The organism is Olleya sp. UBA1516, from assembly GCF_002323495.1.
Taxonomy (GTDB): domain Bacteria; phylum Bacteroidota; class Bacteroidia; order Flavobacteriales; family Flavobacteriaceae; genus Olleya.
Map to the genome: position 1 here is coordinate 12,461 of NZ_DCQO01000011.1, position 22,866 is coordinate 35,326.

Annotated in this window: 18 protein-coding genes; 2 read left to right on the plus strand and 16 right to left on the minus strand. The window is 33.0% G+C overall.

Annotated elements, in window-relative coordinates:
- Positions 1–461: 461 nt before the first annotated feature.
- The 5 genes from B2989_RS06945 to B2989_RS06965 form a co-directional block, all read right to left on the minus strand.
- Positions 462–1,259 (minus strand): anti-sigma factor, encoded by a 798-nt coding sequence (locus B2989_RS06945; protein ID WP_292946436.1) that lies wholly within the window; start codon positions 1,257–1,259, stop codon positions 462–464.
- 1 nt (position 1,260) lies between these two features.
- On the minus strand, positions 1,261–1,788 hold the full coding sequence (locus B2989_RS06950; protein ID WP_292946439.1) for an RNA polymerase sigma factor: 528 nt from the start codon (positions 1,786–1,788) through the stop codon (positions 1,261–1,263).
- 85 nt (positions 1,789–1,873) lie between these two features.
- Positions 1,874–2,431: a superoxide dismutase family protein gene (locus B2989_RS06955; RefSeq protein ID WP_292946442.1), complete on the minus strand. Its 558-nt coding sequence runs from the start codon at positions 2,429–2,431 to the stop codon at positions 1,874–1,876.
- Positions 2,432–2,503: 72 nt separating this feature from the next.
- Positions 2,504–3,136: a YceI family protein gene (locus B2989_RS06960; protein ID WP_292946445.1), complete on the minus strand. Its 633-nt coding sequence runs from the start codon at positions 3,134–3,136 to the stop codon at positions 2,504–2,506.
- Between the two features lie 71 nt (positions 3,137–3,207).
- Positions 3,208–6,420: a VPS10 domain-containing protein gene (locus tag B2989_RS06965; RefSeq protein ID WP_292946448.1), complete on the minus strand. Its 3,213-nt coding sequence runs from the start codon at positions 6,418–6,420 to the stop codon at positions 3,208–3,210.
- A 96-nt stretch (positions 6,421–6,516) separates the two neighbouring features.
- On the opposite strand from B2989_RS06965, the gene B2989_RS06970 reads away from it, so the two are divergent.
- Entirely contained in the window at positions 6,517–7,644 is a 1,128-nt protein-coding gene (locus B2989_RS06970; protein WP_145002207.1) for a vWA domain-containing protein, read from the plus strand.
- A 62-nt stretch (positions 7,645–7,706) separates the two neighbouring features.
- Positions 7,707–9,173: a magnesium chelatase gene (locus B2989_RS06975; RefSeq protein WP_292946451.1), complete on the plus strand. Its 1,467-nt coding sequence runs from the start codon at positions 7,707–7,709 to the stop codon at positions 9,171–9,173.
- Between the two features lie 55 nt (positions 9,174–9,228).
- Here B2989_RS06975 and B2989_RS06980 read toward each other — a convergent pair whose 3' ends face one another.
- The 11 genes from B2989_RS06980 to B2989_RS07030 form a co-directional block, all read right to left on the minus strand.
- Entirely contained in the window at positions 9,229–10,440 is a 1,212-nt protein-coding gene (locus B2989_RS06980) for a bifunctional alpha/beta hydrolase/OsmC family protein (RefSeq protein WP_292946454.1), read from the minus strand.
- Positions 10,441–10,497: 57 nt separating this feature from the next.
- Positions 10,498–11,070 carry a YdeI/OmpD-associated family protein gene (locus tag B2989_RS06985; protein WP_292946457.1) on the minus strand — a complete coding sequence of 191 codons (573 nt, stop codon included), beginning with the start codon at positions 11,068–11,070 and terminating at the stop codon, positions 10,498–10,500.
- Between the two features lie 2 nt (positions 11,071–11,072).
- Entirely contained in the window at positions 11,073–12,722 is a 1,650-nt protein-coding gene (locus tag B2989_RS06990) for a M1 family metallopeptidase (RefSeq protein WP_292946461.1), read from the minus strand.
- 3 nt (positions 12,723–12,725) lie between these two features.
- Positions 12,726–13,472: a sugar-binding protein gene (locus B2989_RS06995; RefSeq protein WP_292946464.1), complete on the minus strand. Its 747-nt coding sequence runs from the start codon at positions 13,470–13,472 to the stop codon at positions 12,726–12,728.
- A gap of 92 nt (positions 13,473–13,564) precedes the next feature.
- A complete protein-coding gene (locus tag B2989_RS07000) occupies positions 13,565–15,373 on the minus strand; it encodes an acyl-CoA dehydrogenase family protein (RefSeq protein ID WP_292946467.1) in 1,809 nt (602 codons plus the stop codon).
- 43 nt (positions 15,374–15,416) lie between these two features.
- Positions 15,417–15,779 carry a four helix bundle protein gene (locus B2989_RS07005; protein WP_292946470.1) on the minus strand — a complete coding sequence of 121 codons (363 nt, stop codon included), beginning with the start codon at positions 15,777–15,779 and terminating at the stop codon, positions 15,417–15,419.
- A gap of 37 nt (positions 15,780–15,816) precedes the next feature.
- Positions 15,817–17,007, minus strand: a complete 1,191-nt coding sequence (locus B2989_RS07010) for an acetyl-CoA C-acyltransferase (protein WP_292946474.1) — start codon at positions 17,005–17,007, stop codon at positions 15,817–15,819.
- Between the two features lie 4 nt (positions 17,008–17,011).
- Complete coding sequence (locus B2989_RS07015; protein WP_292946477.1) at positions 17,012–19,420, minus strand: 3-hydroxyacyl-CoA dehydrogenase NAD-binding domain-containing protein; 2,409 nt, start codon at positions 19,418–19,420, stop codon at positions 17,012–17,014.
- 1 nt (position 19,421) lies between these two features.
- Complete coding sequence (locus B2989_RS07020; protein ID WP_145002185.1) at positions 19,422–19,877, minus strand: MarR family winged helix-turn-helix transcriptional regulator; 456 nt, start codon at positions 19,875–19,877, stop codon at positions 19,422–19,424.
- A 140-nt stretch (positions 19,878–20,017) separates the two neighbouring features.
- Entirely contained in the window at positions 20,018–21,787 is a 1,770-nt protein-coding gene (locus tag B2989_RS07025) for an AMP-dependent synthetase/ligase (RefSeq protein WP_292946481.1), read from the minus strand.
- Positions 21,788–22,050: 263 nt separating this feature from the next.
- On the minus strand, positions 22,051–22,857 hold the full coding sequence (locus tag B2989_RS07030; protein WP_292946484.1) for a helix-turn-helix domain-containing protein: 807 nt from the start codon (positions 22,855–22,857) through the stop codon (positions 22,051–22,053).
- Between the last annotated feature and the right edge of the window lie 9 nt (positions 22,858–22,866).

Genomic DNA, 22,866 nt, shown 5'->3' on the forward strand with positions numbered 1-22,866 from the left:
AAGGTTTGTTTTTTGTTAGTTTGTTTTGAAAGAGTTTGATAATTTATTATCAAACTCTTTCTTTTTTTATCCTGTTTATAATTCACACAAATAGACCTTTTAGTTTAAAGTATTATGAATTATTTATTTATTACTAATTACTAACTACTAGAGTATAAGTTTACTCAATTGATTATTAAAAGCAATAGATGATGCATAAGCTTTAAGCAATGTTACTTAGACATAGATTTATCACTTAATTATTAATCATTGTAATTAGGCGCTTATTTTGGGCATCAAAAATCACAAAAGCTTCTATTTGTTTACTTATGTTTCATTAGATTATTATTTATAAGCAAATGGCTATTATTTTGTAAATAACAAACAAGCTCAAGTGCATGATACTGTATAAATTAGTTTGATATAGTAAAGCAAAAAAAAAGACACCTAATAGGTGTCTTTTTTGTAAGTGATCTATAATCTTATAAGGATGCCAAAGCACCTAAAGTATATAACTGTTCTAATGTTGGAGAAGGACTTCCTCCAGCTGGCTCTAATGTTATACCAAATGCTTGTGATTGATTAGCATTTTTAAGTTTAAAAATCTTATTGTCGTCTTGTATAAAATCGTCAATAGTACCTAAACTAGTTGGTGTTAGAGGGTTTAAAGTTAAAGACCAGACTTGGTATACTTTACCTTCTGGAGGCTCTGGTAAACCTTGTAAGTCTAAATAGACTGTGTCATCTTTTATGTCCCAATACACATTAGCAAAAGCTCCAGGAGCTGCAGCTTGACCTTCTAATGGTATATTAATAATGCTCTTATCTCTAATTATATTTAATAAGTTTTTAGTTTCTGCTAAATCTGTTTTAGAAGTTTCCATTTGGATTTCTAAAAAGTCTTTTTCAGTATTAACCGTTTGTATTTGGTTTTCTAAATCAGATTTTTGATTTATTGTCCAAATTAATCCACCTGCTAAAACAACAGCAGCTGCCCAACCAGAATAATTTAACCATTGGGTTTTAGGTCTGTTTAAACTAATAACTTTACTATCTGTATTGTTGTTTAATCTACCTTTTATAGTATTAAAAGCGATATCTTTTTTTGGAGAGACACTTGCAGTTAATTTAACTATAGCAGCCTCTATCTCTAAAACTTCTTTTAGGACTTCGGGATGTTTCAACATTAGATCATATACTTCACTACTTTCTTTTTCAGAAAGCTGTCCAGCAACGTACAGTTCTAATATTCCTGAGTTTATATAGTCGTTAATGTTCATATTATAGTACAGCTTCTCTTAATTCTTTTATACAATTTCTATTCCTAGTCTTAATCGTCCCAATTGGCATGTCTAACTCTTCTGAGGCTTCTTTTTGAGTAAACCCTTTAAAGTATAATAGCTCAATCACTTCAATGCACTTTTTAGCTAATTTGTCTACAAATTTCTTGATGCCTATAGCATCAGTACTATCGTCTAAACTATCATGCGACTGGATAATATCTACGAAAAAATCAGAGTTAAGGTTTTTACCCGAGTTTTTAAAGGACTTAGACCTAGTTTTATCTATTGCTGCATTTCTAGCAATATTTATTAACCAAGTAAAGAAACGACCTTTTTTAACGTCGTAACTATCGGCTTTATGCCAAGCTTTGATAAATACATCTTGCATGATTTCTTCTGCAATGTCATTATCTCTAACTATATTATAAATTACACCATGCATACTATCTTTGTACATATCGTATAATTTTTCAAAAGCCTTTTCGTCTTTCTTCTTAAATTGTACTACTAAATTGTCTATATCCATATAAAAATATCTTGAACTAAAGTATAATAAAAAACATAAAAAAATCGCTTAAAAGCGATTTTTTTTAATCTATTGCTATTGTGGATTACTTAATGATCCCTCCACAACTTACACGTCCACCAGCATCTCCTGTTGGTTGTGTTGTAAAGTCATCTGTACCAGCATGTACAATTATTGCTTTACCTAATATGTCTTTGTTCTCGTCACCACATCCAATACACCATTCATCTGTTTTTAGCATTATTGTAGCATGACCATTAGCGTCTGCTTGTAAATTACCGATGTCGCCTTTATGGTATCCAGCTTTACTTCCCCATTTTCCGTGAGGTGCTCCTGTTGGGTTCCAGTGTCCACCTGTAGATTTTCCGTCATCCGAAGAGCAATCTGCTTTTTCATGAATATGGATAGCGTGTATTCCTGGCTCTAAACCACTAAGCATTGCAGTAAATTTAATTTGGTCATCTTCTTCTGTAAATACAGCATTACCTGTAACATTACTTCCGCTTTTAGATTCTAATTTTAGTTTAACCTTTTTTGCAGTTTCGGCTTCGGTTTTTTCAGTTTCAGGTTGTGTTTTATCTTCTTTACAGCTTATAAATACTCCAAAAGTTAACACTAATAGTAGTAATGATATTTTTTTCATTTTCATTTTATTTAGATTTTTAAGTTAAGTAGCTCTGTCCAACTGCTTTTTTACTAATATAATAAAATACTATTAGTTTTTTCTTAAAAAAGTGTTGATTTCTATTGAAACGTCTTCCCATGTTTTACTAACACCATCTGCACCTTTATGTAAATCAAAACAAACTTTATTTAAAATACTTAAAGCACCTAAGGCATCCCAATCTTTTAATTGCATTGTCGCAGACATGGCTACACGTCTTTCATCTGTGATTTTTACTTCTAAAGGTAAGTCGTTAGTGACGCCATTCATGGTAATAGAAGCAATGTATTTGTTATCTATATGTTTAATCGTTCCTTTTATAAATTCAGGATTTAACATCTCTCCAAAAAATGAAGTTTTTAACTTTAAATCTCTAGCGTCGTTGTCTGTAAATAAACCACTAATTGGAATAGAAAAGTTTAAATTGTTTAATGCATCCTGTGGAGAATCTCCTGCTTTTTCATCAAAATTTAAAGTGACAAACTGTCCACCAACAGGAACTTTTTCAGTCGTTTTGTAAGCAGTCCATTTTACTGTTGTTCCTTCTGGTTTTACAACAAATTTTTCAGTTTTTGCTACAGACTCAGTTGTTTCTTTTTTACTATCAGAATTTTTAGTGTCGTCCTTACAACTTACAGCAAAAACAAGAGATAATGCCAATACTAATTTTGTTATTTTTTTCATTTTAAAATTTATTTTTTTCGTAATTATTATAATGTTAGATACATAATTTTACTGTTGTAATTTACAAACAATTAATCTAAACTAAAGGTTTTAATTTCATCTATACCTTTGGTCATATTAATTTTAATAATGCTTTGATAATAGGGTTTAAAGTTGGTGTTAAAAAAGGTATTGGTTTTATCTAATGCTAATTTTAAATCTTCTTTAGCATGTTGTAATAAGGTGGTTTCTGTACTAGTTAAACCATTTTGTCTTGTTGCAATATACCAAGAGGCAGTACCTATTCTGTTATTTACACTAACATCTAAAGTTTTAGTTATTCCTTGGCGTTTATCTTGTTTGCCAATGTAAATATCTAATAATTCATCAATTTGTTTAATTATGTCTTTGGATGCTTTTATTTCATCTTTATATTTTTCTTTATCTAAATCCGTTAATTCCGTTTTATATTTTTCAGCTAACTTTTTATTTTCAGCTAATTGCTTAGTGGCATCAGCAGCTATTTGACGGATATTTTCAATCTCTTTTAAAGCAGCATATACAGCATCTGTATTTTTGGTAGATACATCTAGTCTTGGATCTGACGCTACAGTAATCATGGTTTCTGATGTTTGGTCACCATATTCTAAAATAGCTTTGTAGTTGCCTGGTTTTACATCTACACCTCCAGATTCTCTAGAGCTTTTTCTAACGGTTCTAGATGGTCTGTCGCCACCTTTTTCGTCCATATACCAAGTCCATTTATGTAATCCTTTATTTTCTGGAACTTTACGTTTTAAGGTTCTGATTAACTTATCTCCATTGTATATTTTTAATGAAATAGAATCCCATTTAATTTCATTTTTATCGTCATCAGCATCAGAATCATTTGCTTTATCATCATCGTCTTCATTTTTCTCTTCTTTTGAAGCTTTTACAGGATTAACCAAATACGTAAATTGTGCACCACGACCTCTGTTATCTCCATTAAACATAGCATCTGCACCAAATCGGCTTCCTGTTGGTTGTTGGTAAGCTGCTTGATATGCAATAGGAGGAGAGAATAGGGTAATTTTACTGTCTATAACTTGTTTGTTTTTTGCTATAGCACGTAATGGTCTAATATCGTCCAAAACCCAAGCAGCACGTCCAAAAGTCCCAATTACTAAATCATGCTCTCTAGGATGAATTACTAAGTCTTTTACAGAAACAGTAGGGAAGCCTTCCGTCCATTTAGTCCAATTATTTCCTGCGTTTATAGATACGTATAAACCATCATCTGTACCTAAAAATAGTAAGTTTGGTTCTTCTAAATCTTCAATAATTGATAAGGTGTAACTTTTAACATCGTTTTCGTCTACAATACGCTCCCATGTTTTACCATAGTTAGTTGTTTTATAAGCGTAAGGTGTGTAGTTAAAACGTCTGTAATCATTGGCGATAAGCAAAGCCTCACCTTTATTTTTATTACTAGCTTTTATTTGTGCAATCCAACTGCCTTTAGGTAATCCTTTTAGATTATTTGACACGTCGTTATAGCTTTGTCCTCCATTTGTGGTAACATGCACGCGACCATCATCTGTACCAACCCAAAAGACATCTTTTTCTGCAGGAGAAGGTTCTATTGCTAAAATAGTACAGTGGTTTTCTGCTCCAGTAGCATCCATAGTTAAGCCACCACTTTCATGTTGTTTTAATTTTTCAGGATCGTTAGTTGTTAAATCAGGTGAGATGACTGTCCATGTTAATCCTTTGTCTGTAGATTTATGTACAAACTGACTTCCAAAATAAATAGTATTATTGCTAAAAGGGTCAATGTTTATTGCGCTATTCCAATTAAATCTTAAGGTAACATCTTTATCTGGATGTGTTGGTTGTATAGTATAATTATTACCTGTTTGCCAATCATATCTGCTAACAGAGCCTTGTTGACTCATGGTCCAACCGTAACGCGAATCGTCTTTATCAGGTACCACATCAAAACCATCTCCAAAACTAATCTCTTGCCAATAGCTGTTGCGTATACCTTGTGCACGCCAAACATAAGCAGGACCTCTCCATGATCCGTTATCTTGCATACCTCCATACACATTATATGGATATTCATTATCTACATTAATATGGTAAAATTGAGCCACAGGAAGGTTACCAACAAAACGCCAGTTTTTACCACCATCTTTAGTAATATTTAATCCACCATCATTACCATCAATCATAAAATTACCATTTGTAGGATGTATCCACCAAGCATGATGATCAGGATGCACTCCATTGTTTGCACCATAAGCAGGCATTAACTGTGTAAAGTTTTTACCACCATCTTCACTAACATTAATATAGGTGTAAACTGAATATACTCTGTTTTCGTTTTGTGGATCAACATATATTTCAGAATAATAAAAAGGTCTATTTCCAATGTCGCTTTTTTCATTTATTTTTTTCCATTTAAACCCACCATCATCACTTCTGTAAAGTGCATTCTTTTTTGCTTCAACCAAAGCATAAATAATATTTGGTTTATTAGCAGCTATTGCGACACCAATACGACCTAGTTCTCCTTTAGGAAAGCCTTCTTTTTCTGTTACTTTAGTCCAGTTTTCTCCACCATCATGTGTGATATGTAATCCAGAACCTGTTCCTCCAGATTTAAAAAACCAAGGCTCACGTTTATGCTCCCATAGTGTAGCAATTAATTTGTTTGGATTAGTAGGGTCCATAACAAGGTCTGCAGCTCCTGTTTTGTTATTGGCAAATAATATTTTTTTCCAAGATTTACCACCATCTGTAGTTTTAAAAATACCACGTTCTGGATGTTCTCCCCATGGACTACCAATTGCAGCAGCATACACTATATTAGGATTTGTAGGATCTATAACCACACGATGTATGTGTCTAGTGTTTTCTAAACCCATAAGCGTCCATGATTTTCCTGCGTCTAAAGATTTATAGATTCCATAACCACCATTTAAACTATTTCTAGGATTACCTTCTCCAGTACCTACCCAAATCACACTTGGATTAGATTGTTGTATGGCAACTGCACCAACAGATGCTGTGACTTCTTTTTCAAAAATAGGTTCCCAATTTATACCACCAGAAGTCGATTTCCATAAACCACCAGAAGCAGTACCAACATACATAATATCTGGATTAGAGTGAACAGCATCTATTGCTGTAACACGACCAGACATTCCGCCTGGACCAATGTTTCTTGGTTTCATGTTTTTAACTAAATCCATAGAGAATTCTTGCGAAAACGCTGTAATACAGAAGAGTAATAAGAGGGTAAAGGATAGTTTTTTCATTTTTGGTCGATTAGTTTGCATAAAGTTAAACAACATAATCTTAAAAAGCTGTTAAGACGTTTATTTTGATGTTAAAATGTCGTATTTTTATACTGCATGAAAAACAAAAATAACAACAGAAAAGGCTTTGTATTTAAACCATACGAAGCACCTTCGCAATCCCCTTTTGAGAAGCTTTTTGATATTTTTAAAGAATTAATTACGCATACTTCTGGAGATTTTGACGAAGCTATAGATTGGCTTCGCGAATTAGATAAAGAATATAAATTAACCACTCCAGAATATTCAATTGACGATTTTATTGAAGATCTTAAAGAAAAAGGTTACATACGTGAAGAAATTAAACCAGATGGAAACAAAGGGAATGCTATTACAGCAAAGACTGAGCGTGCCATTAGACAATCTGCATTGGATCAAATATTTGGTAACATCAAACGTAGTGGTTCTGGAAACCATAAAAGTAAAGGTGTTGGAATAGGAGATGAGCATACAGGCGATTTTAGAAACTACCAATTTGGCGACAGTTTGGATAAAGTCTCTATGACGGAAAGTCTAAGAAACGCACAAATTAACAACGGAATTGGCGATTTTAATTTAACCGAAGACGATTTAGTGGTCGAAGAAACCACACATAAGTCACAAATGAGTACGGTTTTAATGATAGACATTAGCCACAGTATGATTTTGTATGGAGAGGACAGAATAACACCTGCTAAAAAAGTAGCGATGGCTTTAGCCGAATTAATTACAACACGCTACCCAAAAGATACCTTAGACATATTAGTTTTTGGTAACGATGCTTGGCCAATAAAAATTAAAGATTTACCCTATTTAAACGTTGGTCCATATCATACAAATACGGTTGCTGGACTACAATTAGCAATGGATTTATTGCGTCGTAAACGTAATACTAATAAGCAAATTTTTATGATAACAGATGGTAAACCAAGTTGCTTGCGTTTGCCAGACGGAACCTATTATAAAGATAGTAATGGTTTAAACCCATACATTACTAATAAATGCTATGCACAAGCACAACAAGCCAGAAAATTGCATATTCCTATTACAACTTTTATGATTGCTCAAGATCCTTATCTAATGCAATTTGTAGAAGAATTTACGCATGCCAATCAAGGAAAAGCGTTTTATACAGGATTAAAAGGATTAGGTGAAATGATTTTTGAGGACTACGAAACAAATAGAAAAAAAAGAATTAAAGGATAAAAAAAGCTAAGAGTTATAAGTGAAAAATTTTCACGCTCGAATGAAAAAGATTTAAAAGAACTATGGAAATAAAAAATATTAAAACTTTAGGCGAATTAAAAAAAGCTGGATACAAAAGCAAGTCTATTAAAGATGAATTAAGAGATAATTTAATTGAAAAAATAAAAAGTAAAACAACCGTTTTTGAAGGCGTACATGGTTACGAAAACACTGTGATTCCAGAGTTAGAACGTGCCATTTTATCACGTCATAATATCAACTTTTTAGGATTACGTGGTCAAGCAAAAACACGTTTAGCACGTTTAATGCTTAATTTGTTAGACGAGTATATTCCTGTGGTTGATGGTTCCGAAATTAATGACGATCCTTTACAACCCATTTCACGTTTTGCAACCGAATTGATTACAGAAAAAGGAGACGACACACCAATTACTTGGATGCATAGAAGCGAGCGTTTTGCCGAAAAATTAGCAACTCCAGATGTTACTGTTGCAGATATTATTGGTGATGTGGATCCAATAAAAGCAGCAAACTTAAAGTTGAGTTATGCAGATGACAGAGTAATACATTACGGAATGATTCCGCGTGCAAATCGTTGCATTTTTGTTATTAATGAATTACCAGATTTACAAGCTAGAATACAAGTGGCTTTGTTTAACATTTTACAAGAAGGTGATATACAGATTAGAGGATTTAAATTACGTTTACCTTTAGACATGCAGTTTATTTTTACTGCAAATCCTGAAGATTATACCAATAGAGGAAGCATTGTAACACCTTTAAAAGATAGAATTGGATCGCAAATTTTAACGCATTATCCAAAAGATATTGAAACTGCTAAAATTATTACGCAACAAGAAGCTAAATCTGATGGTCGTCAAAAAGAAAGTATTCATGTACCAGAATTAGCAAAAGATTTATTAGAACAAATTGTATTTGAAGCAAGAGACAGTGATTTTATAGATGAAAAAAGTGGTGTAAGTGCACGTTTAAGTATTACCGCTTTTGAAAACTTATTAAGTACAGCAGAGCTTAGAGGATTAAAAAATGGAGATGATACTACAACTATTAGATTATCAGACTTTTTAGGAATTATTCCTGCTATTACTGGTAAAGTTGAGTTGGTTTATGAAGGTGAACAAGAAGGTGCTGCACAAGTGGCTTATAACTTAATAGGTGAAGCGGTTAAAAGTTTATTTCCTGAGTTTTTCCCTAAGATAGAAAAATTAAAAAAACAAGAAGATGTAAGTCCTTATGATGACATTGTCTCTTGGTTTTTCAATGCTTCTGAAGGTTTTGAGCTATTAGACGGTTTACGAGACAAGGAGTATAAAAATCTATTAGATGCAGTTTCTCCTTTAGATGATTTATTAGCAGAACACCAACCAAAATTAACAAAACAAGAAAGTTATTTTGTAAAAGAGTTTGTGCTTTGGGCTTTAGTGGAATATAAACAATTAAGTAAACACAGATTTACTGAAGGGATTCAGTTTAAAGATCCTTACGGAAGTTTTATTAGTGGTTTGTAATTTTGAAACTTAAAACAATAAAAAAGCGCATCATTAAAATGATGCGCTTTTTTATTTAAACCAGTGTGGTAGCCACTTCTATATCGCTATGTAACGTTTTATGCACTGGACATTTATCTGCAATTTGAAGAATACGTTGTATCTGTTTTTCGTCTAAGTTACCTTTTAGTTTAATCTCTCTATTAAACGTGTCAACTTTCATTTCTTTTTGTTCGCCATTTTCAACAACTTGTTTTGATACTTTAGTATGTGAAGTGTGGACTTCAATATTTTGTAAATCCCATCCTTTTCGTTTAACATACATTTGAACAGTCATTGCAGTACAAGCAGATAATCCAGCTGAGACAAACTCATATGGCGAAGGTCCAAAATCATTGCCACCAAAATTTGTAGGCTCATCAGCCATCATAGTATGACTTCCAACAGTCATTTGTGTGGTAAAACCATCTTTTGCATCTAAACTTGCAACTGCTTGATGTGTTGTCTTTACTATTTCTGTTCTAGGTATGGTAATATAGCGTTTTGCCCAAGTAGCAATCACACTTCCTACGTAAACAGAATCCTCTTTTTTCATTAATAAATGATCCGCTCCATCTAGCGTTACAAAACTTTTTGGATGTCTTGCTGCGATATAAATTTCTTCAGCATTTTCAATACCAACGGTTGTATCTTGAGGCGAATGCATAACTAATAAGGCTTTTCGTAAATTTTTAGCAACGTCTGGTAGTGACTTAGTTTCAATATCTTCTAAAAATTGTTTTTTAATTGTAAATGGTCTTCCTCCAATATTCACATTTGCTTTTCCTGTTGCCTTAATTTCTTCAACACTACTTTGTATTAAGTGCTTGACGTGTTTTGGATTAGAAGGTGCTCCAATGGTTGCAACCGCTTTAACAGATTCTATTGTAGAGGCAGCAAATATAACAGCAGCTCCACCTAAGGAATGTCCAATTAATAGGGAAGGAGCAGTATAGTTTTCTTTCAAATAATTAGAAGCACTAATTAAATCTTCTACATTTCCTGAAAAATTGGTGTTTTCAAAATCACCTTCACTTTCCCCTAAACCAGTAAAATCAAAACGTAATACTCCAAAGCCATTTGCTGTTAATTCGCGAGAAATATTTTTTACTGCAGATAAGTTTTTATTACAAGTAAAACAATGTGCGAAAATGGCAAAATTATGAGGATGTTGATTTATTGGCAGCTCTAAACGACCAACTAATTGTTGACCTTCTGCATTAGTGAAATTTATTTTTTGAATATTCATTGTGTTGCGGTTTTATATTAAGTCGAAAAAAAGTGAAAGCCTTTCAATATTTAGTCATTACCACGTATCTCTAGACTTAATATTGGCTTCGCAAAATTTAATAATCTCTGTAATTCTCTTTTCTTTTGTAGCTTCCCGTTTGGCTTGGTTTAGCCAATACAAATAACTTTTTCTGTATGAAGGCGCAAAATTGTTGTAGTTTTTATAAGCTTTCGGGTTTGCATTAAACGCTAATTGTAATGCTTCGGGAATTATACCTTTTTCAACGTCATCTAAAGCAGTCCAACTTCCGTTTTTCTTTCCTGTTTTAATTATTTCTAAACCTTTTGGATGCATTAAGTCTTCTGCAAGTAAAGCTTTAACGTGTCTTTTGTTAAGTGCGCTCCAAACGCTTTTTGGATTACGTTTGCAAAAATATTGTCTGCGTTTTCCATCTCCTAAACTTTTAACAGTACTATCGATCCAACCATAACACAAGGCTACTTTTACAGCTTCTTCCCAACGCATACTTTCGTTTTTGTGGTCTACTTTGTAAAAGATGAGGTAGATACCATCATCGCTGTCGTGATTGATGTGTAACCATTCTCGCCATTCAGTATCAGATTTAAAATAGTACTCGTCAGTAGTCATTTTTAAAGTGCTTTTACATTCACATAAAAATTACTATCCACTTTTATTTTAGCATCTTTAAATTTTAATTTAAGCGTTTGATTGTTTTTTGAAGGTGTAATCCATTGATTAACACCATTGACTTCAATTTGAATTGGCATTATAAAGTCATCAACTATATTAGTCCATTTGTAGTGTAATTTTTTACCTTCAACTTGATATTCAAAAACAGGAATGTTAACAGTGCGTAAATATTGATTGAAAATGCCTTTTAAATCCAATCCAGATTCTTCTGCTAAACAGTTTTCAATTTGTTGTGTTGTTACGGTTTGATGATAGAATTTTGAATTTAAAGTACGTAATATTTGTCTCCATTTTTCGTCATCTTTAACCAATTGACGAATGGTATGAAGCATGTTTGCACCTTTGTAATACATGTCGCCAGAACCTTCATTATTAACATTATAATGTCCAATTAACGGTCTGTCATTTTGAATACCTCTTCTTGTACCAATAACGTATTCTGATGAGGCTTGTTTACCGTAATAATAATCTAAAAATAAGCTTTCAGAATAAGCAGTAAAACTTTCGTGAATCCACATATCTGCAATATCTACATTGGTAATATTGTTAGCAAACCACTCGTGTCCAGCTTCGTGAATAATAATAAAATCAAATTTTAAACCCCAACCTGTTCCGGATAAATCGCTACCCAAATAGCCATTCATATATTTGTTTCCGTAAGTTACAGAACTTTGGTGTTCCATACCTAAATAAGGAACTTCTACCAGTTTAAAACTATCTTCGTAAAACGGATAAGGACCAAACCAATGTTCAAAAGCTTTCATCATTTTTGGTGCATCTTTAAAATGGTTTTTTGCTTTTTCAAGGTTGTCTTTTAAGACGTAATAATTCATGTCTAAATCGCCTTTTTCGCCTTTAAAAACTTCAGAAAAATTAGCATAATCACCAATATTAATATTTACACCATAGTTGTTAATTGGGTTTGCTACATGCCAATTAGTTGTAATTGTTTCATCTTTATTATCAATAATATTTTTAAGTCTTCCGTTAGACACATTCATTAACCCTTTTGGGATAGTAACGCTAATATCCATACTATCTACTTCGTCATACATGTGGTCTTTATTAGGCCACCAAACACTTGCGCCAAGTCCTTGACAGGATGAGGCTATAAAATGATTTCCGTTGGTATCTTTTTTCCAAGAAATTCCGCCATCCCAAGGTGCTCTAACAGCTTCACGAGGTTTCCCTTCGTAATAAGCAATTACACTATTTGTTTCACCTATATATTGTTGATCTTTAAGCATTACAAAGTGTGCATTTCCATCGTGTTTTATTTCTAGTTCTTTATTGTTTTGAGTCACTTTAGTCAATACTAATGGTTCTTGCAAGTCAATTTGTAAAACTTGGTTTGGTTTTAAAACGTTATACTGAATTGTATTTGTTCCAGCAATAGTTTTGTCTTCAGGATTAACCTTAATGTCTAAATGATAATAGCTTAAATCCCACCATTCGCGCTCAGGAGTAATACTACCACGAAGCGTGTCTTGTCTAGTAAAGTTGTTTTTTTCTTGCAGTAAGCCTTGGGCTTTTAAGTTTGAATATCCAGTTAGAATTAATATTAAACTTGCTATTAGAGTTTTATTCATTTTTTATTCTTTTAAAATTAAAGTCCCAAAAACAGAAGCATCAATCCAGCCTCTATTTTTATCTTCTCCTTCAATAATTTCTGATCCTATAAAATTTTCGCGTTCAGTACTTGAATCATTATCACAATATGCTATGGCAAATCCTATCTTTTTATTAGAGAACAAATTAGTAGGTGAGTTATGTCCTCCATCAATATAATTAGCTTTATAAATATGTATTTTTAGTTCCCAAATAGAAGTGTTACCCGAAGTAATTCTCTTAGATTCTACGTGGTTGTTATAAAGAGTTGGTTTTTCGCCAGGAGCAATATCAACGACGTTTCCATCTAGTGCAACATGATAAGCAAATGCGTTGTGATTATATTGATGCTCACCACCACTATTATCCTCGTCAATAAAGACTTCAACACAATCATCATCCCACCATAATTTTAATGGGTCTTTATATTGATCATAAAGTGAATCGTCTTGAATTTTGACTAAAGCAAAAAGAGCTTGTTCGTTCCAAGTTAGTTTGTATTGTCCTTTAAAGTCTTCATCATTATAATTCTCGCCTAACCATTTTTGGTCTATGGCATGCCATTTGGCATTAATCCAAGCATCTTCAGTTGCTCTACCGTCTACTAATATTTGATCTTGTGCTTTTAATACTACAGTCGGTGGTTTTTCGGGTTTAAAAATTTGTTTCTGATTATTATTGCAGCTTAAAAGTAGCAAAGCGCTAGTAAAAAATAGGAAGTGTTTAATCATTTACTTTTAATTTTTTACTAAAGTAACAAAATTAAAAAAGCTGTTTCATTACAAAACAGCTTTTTAGGGTAATTAAAACTAAAACTTAATTTTTAGAAGCAGTATTTTCCTTCTGCTTTTACTTTTTCAGCAATCTCGATACGTAAGTCTACTATATCTGGATAGTTAGCGTATTTTGTAAAACGCTTAAGACCCATTAACATCATACGTTGTTCGTCTCCTTCAGCAAAAGAAATAATACTTTCTTTTCCTTTTTCTTCAACAATATCTACTGCGTGATATAAATATAATTTAGCCATTGCGATTTGTGCCGATTGCTCAGCTTCGCTAGTACGCTTAACGTTTTTCTCAGTTCTTAAAATTGCAGACTCTGCCATATAGATTTCAATTAAGATATCTGCAGCTGCAATTAATAATTGTTGGTGATCTTCTAATTGAGGACCATATTTTTGAACAGCACCACCTGCAACCATTAAGAATGTCTTTTTAAGTTTCTTAATCATTTCTTTTTCTTCTGAAAATAACTCAGAGTAATCTGGTGTTTCAAAAGATGGTATTCCCATTAATTCTTCTTGTACTTTAGAAGCAGGACCTAATAAGTCAACATGACCTTTCATTGCCTTTTTAACTAACATACCAACCGCTAACATTCTGTTAATCTCGTTAGTTCCTTCGTATATACGTGCAATTCTAGCATCTCTCCAAGCAGATTCCATAGGAGTTTCTTCAGAGAATCCCATTCCACCAAAAATTTGGATTCCTTCATCTGCACAATTTTGTACATCTTCAGATACCGCAACTTTTAATATAGAACATTCAATTGCATATTCTTCAACACCTTTAAGCTCTGCTTCTTGGTGTGTATTTCCAGCAGCTTCACGCATCGCGATTCTGTCTTCAATATTTTTAGCAGCTCTATAAGTAGCAGATTCACCAGCATAAGCACTTGCAGCCATTTCGGCTAACTTCACTTTAATTGCTCCAAAATCTGCAATAGGTGTTTTAAATTGTTTACGTTCTTTAGCATAGTTTACAGCAGTAGTTAAAATTCTTCTTTGAGAATCTAAACATGCAGCAGCTAATTTAATACGACCAACGTTAAGAGCATTCATCGCAATTTTAAAACCTTCACCACGACCAGCTAACATATTTTCAGCAGGAACAACAGTGTCGTTAAAAAATACTTGACGCGTAGAAGACGCACGAATACCTAATTTATGTTCTTCTTCACCTAAAGTAATTCCGTTAGGATTTTCACCATCATATTCAACGATAAATCCAGTAATGTTTTTATCATCTTCAATACGAGCAAAAACGATCATCACACTACAGAATCCTGCATTTGAGATCCACATTTTTTGACCGTTAATTTTGTATGATTTTCCATCTGCAGAAAGCTCAGCAGTTGTTTTACCAGAATTTGCATCAGATCCAGCTCCAGGCTCTGTTAAACAGTAAGCTCCAAACCACTCTCCAGATGCTAATTTTGGTACGTATTTGTTTTTTTGTTCCTCAGTACCATAAAGAGTAATTGGCATAGTACCAATACCAGTATGTGCACCAAAAGCAGTACTAAATGATCCAGTTCCAGAAGAAATGTAATCACATGTTAATACTGTAGAAACAAATCCCATTCCCATTCCGCCAAAAGCTTCAGGTACGGCAACACTTAAAAAGCCCATGTCTCCAGCTTTACGCATTACTTCTTCAGTTAATGCATAATCTTTAGCCTCAAAGCGTGCTTTGTGAGGTATAATTTCACGATCGTTAAATTCCATTACAGAATCTTTCATCATTGATTGTTCTTCTGAAAAATCTTCAGGAGTAAACACATCTTCACAATTTGTTTCTTTTACAAGGAATTGACCTCCTCTTAATATATCTTTTTCTTCTGTTGCCATGTTTTTAATTAGATTAAAGAAGATAGAAAATAGAAAAAAGACTCTAACCGAGACTATTTTGAAATCCCATTGTCATCCTTTGGAATTCTTCTATTTTTTCTTCAAGTTTTTTTAATGTTTCGTTATTTATATATTTTCTGTGTTGCGCAACTAATAATTGTGTTCCTAATTCAAAAGAAGAACCTAATGAGATATCTAAGTAATGACGAAAAGATTTGTCAGTTCTTGATGAACCTTCTGCAATATTACTTGGCATTGAAACTGAGCATCTACTAATTTGAGAACTTAAATCATATCTTTCGTGCTTTGGGAAATCTAATAACACGTCAGAAATATTATTTGTAATCTCTAAACCGAGTTTCCAAATTTTTAAATTCTTATAATTATGTCTTTGTTTAGCACACATCAGTCTTTTCTCTTTATTCTATTTTCTCTTGTCTTTTTTAATTAAGAAATTCAAATATTCCACAAGCACCTTGACCTGTTCCAACGCACATGGTAACTGCACCATATTTACCTTGCATGTCACGCTTACGCATTTCGTCAAAAAGTTGTACCGATAATTTAGCACCTGTACATCCTAATGGGTGACCCAATGCAATTGCACCACCATTTACGTTAATAATATCTGGGTTAAGACCTAATTCTCTAATTACTGCTAAAGATTGAGAAGCAAAAGCTTCATTTAACTCGATTAAAGATAAATCGTCTTGTTTTAATCCTGCTTGTTTTAATGCTTTTGGAATCGCTTTTACTGGTCCAATACCCATGATACGAGGCTCAACACCTGCTGCAGCATAGTTTACCATTCTTGCAATTGGCTCTAAACCTAGTTCTTTAACCATGTCTTCACTCATAACCATTACAAAAGCAGCACCATCACTCATTTGTGACGAGTTACCAGCTGTAACACTTCCTCCAGCAGCAAATACTGCTCTAAGTTTTGCTAAAGCTTCTTTGCTAGTTCCTGCACGAGGTCCTTCATCTTTAGTTACTGTGTAAGATTTTGTTGCTTTCTTTCCGTTAGCATCAATGTAAGTTTCTTCAACATTGATTGGTACTATTTGATCTTGAAAACGGTTTTCAGCTTGCGCTCTTAATGCTTTCATGTGCGAATTAAATGCAAACTCATCTTGGTCCTCACGAGATACTTTAAACTGTTTTGCAACAGCTTCAGCAGTATTTCCCATTCCCCAATAATAATCTTCGTGACCAGATTTTACAATGTCGTAGTTTAATTCTGGTTTAAAACCTGTCATTGGTACGCTACTCATGCTTTCTGCACCACCAGCAATAATACAATCTGCCATTCCAGCTTGTATTTTTGCAGTTGCCATACCAATAGTTTCTACTCCAGAAGAGCAAAAACGGTTGACTGTTACACCAGGAACATCAACAATATCTAATCCCATTAAAGAGATTAAACGTGCCATATTTAATCCTTGAGAACCTTCAGGCATTGCGTTACCAACAATAACATCGTCGATACGCTTTGGGTCTAAACCTGGCAATTCCTTCATCATATACTTGATGGTTTCGGCTGCCAATTCATCTGTTCTTTTAAAACGGAACACGCCTTTTGGAGCTTTACCAACTGCGGTTCTATATGCTTTTACTATATATGCTGTTTTCATTTTTTTAGTTTCTTAAAGGTTTACCTTTTGTTAACATGTGCTGAATACGTTCTAAAGTTTTACGTTCTGTACATAAACTTAAGAAAGCTTCACGCTCTAAATCCAATAAATATTGTTCTGTTACGCGTGTTGGCTCTGATAAATCTCCACCAGCCATAACGTAAGCTAATTTATTAGCTATTTTCATATCGTGTTCAGAAATGTAATTAGAGTCTTCCATAGAGTCTGTTCCAACTAAAAACATACCTAATGCTTGTTTACCAAGAACTAAAACGTCATCTCTTTTTACGGGTTGTGTGTAACCAGAATTAGCCATTAACATAGCATGTTGTTTTGCAACAGCTATTTGACGGTCTTTATTTACTACAACGACATCTTTTCCTTTTTGTAGTAAGTTTAAGTCAAACGCTTCATAAGCAGAAGTCGATACTTTAGCCATACCAATAGTTAAGAAATGCTCTTGTAACACGTTAAGTTGTACGTCTCCTTTTTGGAAAAGATCTTGTGCTCTTAAAGCCATTTCTTTAGAACCTCCTCCACCAGGAATAACACCAACACCAAACTCTACAAGTCCCATATAAGTCTCTGCTGCTGCAACTACTTTATCTGCGTGTAATGATAACTCACATCCACCACCTAAAGCCATTCCGTGAGGCGCAGAAATAGTTGGGATAGAAGAATAACGCATACGCATCATACTATCTTGGAAGTATTTGATAGCCATGTTAAGCTCATCATATTCTTGCTCTGCAGCCATCATGAAAATCATTCCGATGTTTGCACCAACTGAGAAGTTTGCAGCTTGGTTACCAACGACTAAACCAGCAAAATCTTTTTCGGCTAAATCAATAGCTTTATTTAATCCCGCTAAAACGTCACCACCAATAGTATTCATTTTAGATTGAAATTCTAGGTTAAGTATTCCGTCCCCTAAATCTTCAACTACAACGCCAGAATTTTTAAATACTTCGTTTGTTTTTCTAATATTATCTAAAATAATGAAGCTATCTTGTCCAGGTATTTTAGTTTGTTTTTTAGAAGGAATATCATAGTAATATGTTGCACCTTCTTTTACTGTGTAAAAAGATGTATTACCTGCAGCAACCATGTCATTAACCCAAGCAGCAGGCTCTAAACCTTCAGCTTTCATTAACTCGATTCCTTTTTCTACTCCAATAGCATCCCAAATTTGAAATGGTCCGTGTTCCCAACCAAAACCAGCTTTCATAGCATCGTCAATTTTATAAACATCGTCTGAAATTTCTGGAATACGATTAGATACGTAAGCAAATAATGCAGTGAAGCTTTTTCTGTAAAACTCACCAGCTTTATCTTTTCCTTTTACTAATACTTTAAAACGGTCAACTACTTTATCAATAGTCTTTGTTAATTCTAAAGTCGCGAATTTTGCGCGTTTGTTTGGTCTGTATTCTAAAGTGTTTAGGTCTAAAGATAGAATGTCTTTAGTACCATCTGCATTTCTTACTAACTTATAAAAACCTTGTCCTGTTTTGCTTCCTAACCATTTGTTTTCCATCATTGTATTGATGAAGTCAGGTAATTCAAATAACTCTAAACGTTCGTCATTAGGGCAATTTTCTCTAATTCCGTTTGCAACGTGAACCAAAGTATCTAAACCAACAACATCAACCGTACGGAAGGTTGCCGATTTTGGACGACCAATTACTGGTCCTGATAATTTATCAACTTCCTCGATCGTTAAATCTAAGTCTTTAACTGCGTGAAATAAACTTTGTATGCTGAAGATTCCAACTCTGTTTCCTATAAAAGCAGGAGTGTCTTTAGCAACAACAGAAGTTTTTCCTAAGAATTTTTCGCCATATTCATTTAAAAATTCTAATACAGAAGGATCAGTATTTGGTCCTGGAATTATTTCGAATAATTTTAAGTAACGTGCTGGGTTAAAAAAGTGTGTACCACAGAAATGCTTTTGGAAATCTTCGCTACGACCTTCATTCATGAATTTTATTGGAATTCCTGAAGTGTTTGAAGTAATTAAAGTTCCTGGCGTTCTGTATTTTTCTAGGTTTTCAAAAACTTGTTGTTTAATGTCAAGTCTTTCTACTACAACTTCCATAATCCAGTCTACATCTGCTACTTTAGCAATGTCGTCTTCTAAGTTACCTGTAGTAATACGACTAGCAAAAGCTTGACTGTAAATAGGAGAGGGTTTAGATTTTAAAGATGCGGTTAATGCATCGTTTACTAATCTGTTTCTTACGACTTTGTCTTCTAAGGTTAATCCTTTAGCTTTTTCTTTGTCGTTTAGTTCTCTAGGAACGATGTCTAATAATAATACATCTACACCAATATTGGCGAAGTGACAAGCAATACCAGATCCCATAATTCCGGAACCAATAATCGCTACTTTTTTAATTCTACGTTTGCTCATATTATTTTAATGTGTGTTCTTTTTGATTGTATATTTTTTTGTTTGAGATCAATTCATTAATTGTATCCGAAACTTCGTAAAAGCTTTTTAATTTTTCATCAGATACGTGTTCTCTAATTGCTTCGTTAAAAACTAAAACACGCTCTTTGGCATCTTTACGTTTTTCTTTACCAAAAGGTGTTAGATAAATTAATACACCACGACCATCATTTGGGTTTGGTCGACGTACTATTAAATCTAATTCTTCCATACGTTTTAGGATTCTGGAAAGACTAGTTGCTTCCATACCCATAATTGGACCTAATGAGGTGGAAGGTGTTCCTTCTTCTTGATCAATACTTAATAAAGTAAAACCAGTAGCCATAGTTGTACCAAATTTAGCAGCTTCTTCGTTGTACATTTTATTAACCGCTAACCATGTGGTTCTAAGGACGTAATCTATGGTTTTGTCTTTCATATTGGAATCATTATAAATGGTTATCTTTTCAAAGATAGTAAAAATTTATTATGCATGCATAATAAATTTAAAATTAGTGCATAAAAAAAAGCTACCTAAATTTAGATAGCTTTTTTGCAGATAAGATTTATTTTAAAGTATTAATAACCATAAATATCGTTGTATAATGCTTTATATTTTTCTTTAATTATTTTACGCTTAAGTTTTAAAGTAGGAGCTAAGTGTCCACCTTCTACAGTCCAAGCTTCGGCTGTTAATCTAAATTGTTTAATTTTTTCCCACTTAGCAAATTTAGTGTTTGCTGTGTCTATCTCTTCTTGTATACGAGCTATTACTTCTGGATTAGCAACTAACGCTTCGTTAGTACCTAATGTTTTGTTATGTATTTTGGCCCAATTTCTGATAAATTCAAAATCTGGTTGTATTATCGCTGCTGGCATTTTTTCGCCTTCACCAATAACCATTATTTGATCTATAAATCTAGATTGTTTACATCTGTTTTCTAATAATTGTGGTGCTACATATTTACCACCAGAGGTTTTAAACATTTCCTTTTTACGATCGGTAATTTTTAAAAAGCCTTCGTCGTCAATAACACCTATATCTCCAGTGTGGAAATAGCCATCTTTAATAACTTCGGCAGTTTTGGCTTCGTCTTTGTAATATCCCATCATGACCTGAGGTCCTTTTACACAAATTTCTCCATCTTCGGCAATTTTAACTTCAGTGCGATCTAATAATTTGCCGACAGTACCTATTTTAAATCCTCCGTTGCGCATATCATTTACAGATACAACAGGAGAGGTTTCGGTTAATCCATAACCTTCCATAACACCAAATCCTGCTGCATTAAATACACGTGCTAATCTAGGTTGTAAAGCTGCACTACCAGATGCCATTACTGCAACTTCGCCTCCAAGTGCAGCTTTCCATTTGCTAAATATTAATTTATTAGCAAGATTTAGTTTTTGTGTGTACCACCAACCATTTTCGCCATAAGGTTTGTATTGTAGCCCAACGTCTACAGCCCAGAAAAATAATTTTTTCTTAATTCCGGTTAACTCAGCGCCTTTAGCAATAATTTTGTCATATACTTTTTCTAGTAATCTAGGTACAGCAGTCATTACTTGTGGCTTAACCTCTTGTGCGTATTCGCTTATTTGGTCAATAGGAGCGTAGTGTATTGAGGCACCACAGTATTGGTATAAATATATAAGCATGCGCTCATATACGTGGCATAATGGTAAAAAACTTAAGGCTTTAGCTGTTCCTAATCCAATAGGTATTCTTTTAAAACTTTCTAAAGCATTGCTAACTAAATTATCGTGTGATAGCATTACACCTTTAGGTTTTCCAGTAGTTCCGGAAGTATATATTAAAGTAGCTAGGTCACTAGCTTTTACATTATCTTTTAACTTTTCAACTTCATTTTGGTTAGATTGATCTTTTCCTAACTCTAACACTTCGTTCCAATTTTTGCAATTTTCTAACTGATCAAAGCAATAAACTTCTATTAACGATGGTACTTCTCCTTTTATTTTTATGACTTTATCATAAACGTCTTGACACGATATAAAACAATATTTAGCTTCTGCATGATTTAAAACGTATGCATAATCCTCTTCGGATATTGTAGGGTATACAGGTACATTTTGTGCACCAAGTTGTAAAATACCAATATCCATTATATTCCATTCTGTACGATTGGTAGAGGATATTACTGCTATTTTATCGTTTTTTGCAACACCTAATCTTAGTAGACCTCTACTAATTGTATTTGCTTGTTCTAAGTATTTTTTTGTAGAAATTGATACCCATTTACCATCATATTTTGTTGATAATGAATTTTCAAGATTGTATTTTTCAAGTTGATAGTATGGGAAATCGAAGAGTCTAGTTATTTCTATCATTAGTTTATTTGCGAAGTTGTTAAGAGTTGCAAAGTATGAAATTTTATTTCCATTTCAAATAGCAGTAAAAAAAAGGAGCTGTAATTAAACAGCTCCTATGCTAACTGATTGATAGCGTGAATATATGCTTTTTTGATTTTTATTTAATAACTAACTATTTTTAAATGAATCCCTTAACTTTCATTTAAATTAAATAAAACACATAAATTCGAAGCTAAATTATGTAAAATCTTTTGTTTAAATGATGTAAAAAATCGTAAAAATTAGAGTTTTAAATAATTATTTAAGAAAATATTCTCAGATTTGAAGTAATCTGAGGGCTTTTGGTTCATAAATAATTTAAAGTCTTTAGTAAAATGAGACAGGTCATAATAAGCATAATACTCTATTAATTGTGTTATTGATGCTTTTTTAGATTCGTATTGCCTCATTAAACTTAAAAATTTATAAAGTTTTATAAATTTTAAAGGTGTTAATCCTATGGTTTTTTTAAACTGTACTTCTAGATGTTTTTGCGAAATTGGAAATATTTTAAGAAGTTCTTCTACATTAATTTTACCTTCCTTTTTGTATATCACCTTAATAGCTTCGTCCACTAATTTTGTGTTTTTACTTTCGTAAATTTGAAGCTTTGATAGTTGGCTTTCAATACGCTGTGCTAATGCTGTTCCGTGAAGGTTTTCTTTAAAAACAGGATATAATAACTCGTATAATTTAGTATCTATTTTAGATAGGCTAATATGTTTATCTGTTAATTTAGAAATATCTGTTTTTAAAATTTTGTATAGTGCAGTTGGATGCAAATTAATCCCAAAATTAAAATAGGGGTTTTGTGCCTTCATCGTGTAAGATTTATAGGATTGCCCAAATACAACGATTCCTTTATTCTTATAAATTTTATTTCTTACGCCTGTTTCTAGTGGTGATTTTGATTTAAAAAATAATATATGCGATTGTGCAGTTGGTATAACTTTAGAAACTAAAGGTATACTGGTTTGCTCAACAGTAAGCTCAAAAAAGTTTTGTACCAACTGGTTAGTGTTGGTACATTCTATATATCTAAAATTCATTAATAGCTT

What these genes read in the sequence shown, in the direction of transcription:
- B2989_RS06970 (WP_145002207.1), top strand. Translation starts at nt 6,517, where the DNA reads ATGAAAAACAAAAATAACAACAGAAAAGGCTTTGTATTTAAACCATAC.
- B2989_RS06950 (WP_292946439.1), bottom strand. Translation starts at nt 1,788, where the DNA reads ATGGATATAGACAATTTAGTAGTACAATTTAAGAAGAAAGACGAAAAG.
- B2989_RS06960 (WP_292946445.1), bottom strand. Translation starts at nt 3,136, where the DNA reads ATGAAAAAAATAACAAAATTAGTATTGGCATTATCTCTTGTTTTTGCT.
- B2989_RS06980 (WP_292946454.1), bottom strand. Translation starts at nt 10,440, where the DNA reads ATGAATATTCAAAAAATAAATTTCACTAATGCAGAAGGTCAACAATTA.
- B2989_RS06955 (WP_292946442.1), bottom strand. Translation starts at nt 2,431, where the DNA reads ATGAAAAAAATATCATTACTACTATTAGTGTTAACTTTTGGAGTATTT.
- B2989_RS06990 (WP_292946461.1), bottom strand. Translation starts at nt 12,722, where the DNA reads ATGAATAAAACTCTAATAGCAAGTTTAATATTAATTCTAACTGGATAT.
- B2989_RS06945 (WP_292946436.1), bottom strand. Translation starts at nt 1,259, where the DNA reads ATGAACATTAACGACTATATAAACTCAGGAATATTAGAACTGTACGTT.
- B2989_RS07025 (WP_292946481.1), bottom strand. Translation starts at nt 21,787, where the DNA reads ATGATAGAAATAACTAGACTCTTCGATTTCCCATACTATCAACTTGAA.
- B2989_RS06975 (WP_292946451.1), top strand. Translation starts at nt 7,707, where the DNA reads ATGGAAATAAAAAATATTAAAACTTTAGGCGAATTAAAAAAAGCTGGA.
- B2989_RS06965 (WP_292946448.1), bottom strand. Translation starts at nt 6,420, where the DNA reads ATGAAAAAACTATCCTTTACCCTCTTATTACTCTTCTGTATTACAGCG.
- B2989_RS07010 (WP_292946474.1), bottom strand. Translation starts at nt 17,007, where the DNA reads ATGAAAACAGCATATATAGTAAAAGCATATAGAACCGCAGTTGGTAAA.
- B2989_RS06985 (WP_292946457.1), bottom strand. Translation starts at nt 11,070, where the DNA reads ATGACTACTGACGAGTACTATTTTAAATCTGATACTGAATGGCGAGAA.
- B2989_RS07030 (WP_292946484.1), bottom strand. Translation starts at nt 22,857, where the DNA reads ATGAATTTTAGATATATAGAATGTACCAACACTAACCAGTTGGTACAA.
- B2989_RS07000 (WP_292946467.1), bottom strand. Translation starts at nt 15,373, where the DNA reads ATGGCAACAGAAGAAAAAGATATATTAAGAGGAGGTCAATTCCTTGTA.
- B2989_RS07005 (WP_292946470.1), bottom strand. Translation starts at nt 15,779, where the DNA reads ATGTGTGCTAAACAAAGACATAATTATAAGAATTTAAAAATTTGGAAA.
- B2989_RS07015 (WP_292946477.1), bottom strand. Translation starts at nt 19,420, where the DNA reads ATGAGCAAACGTAGAATTAAAAAAGTAGCGATTATTGGTTCCGGAATT.
- B2989_RS06995 (WP_292946464.1), bottom strand. Translation starts at nt 13,472, where the DNA reads ATGATTAAACACTTCCTATTTTTTACTAGCGCTTTGCTACTTTTAAGC.
- B2989_RS07020 (WP_145002185.1), bottom strand. Translation starts at nt 19,877, where the DNA reads ATGAAAGACAAAACCATAGATTACGTCCTTAGAACCACATGGTTAGCG.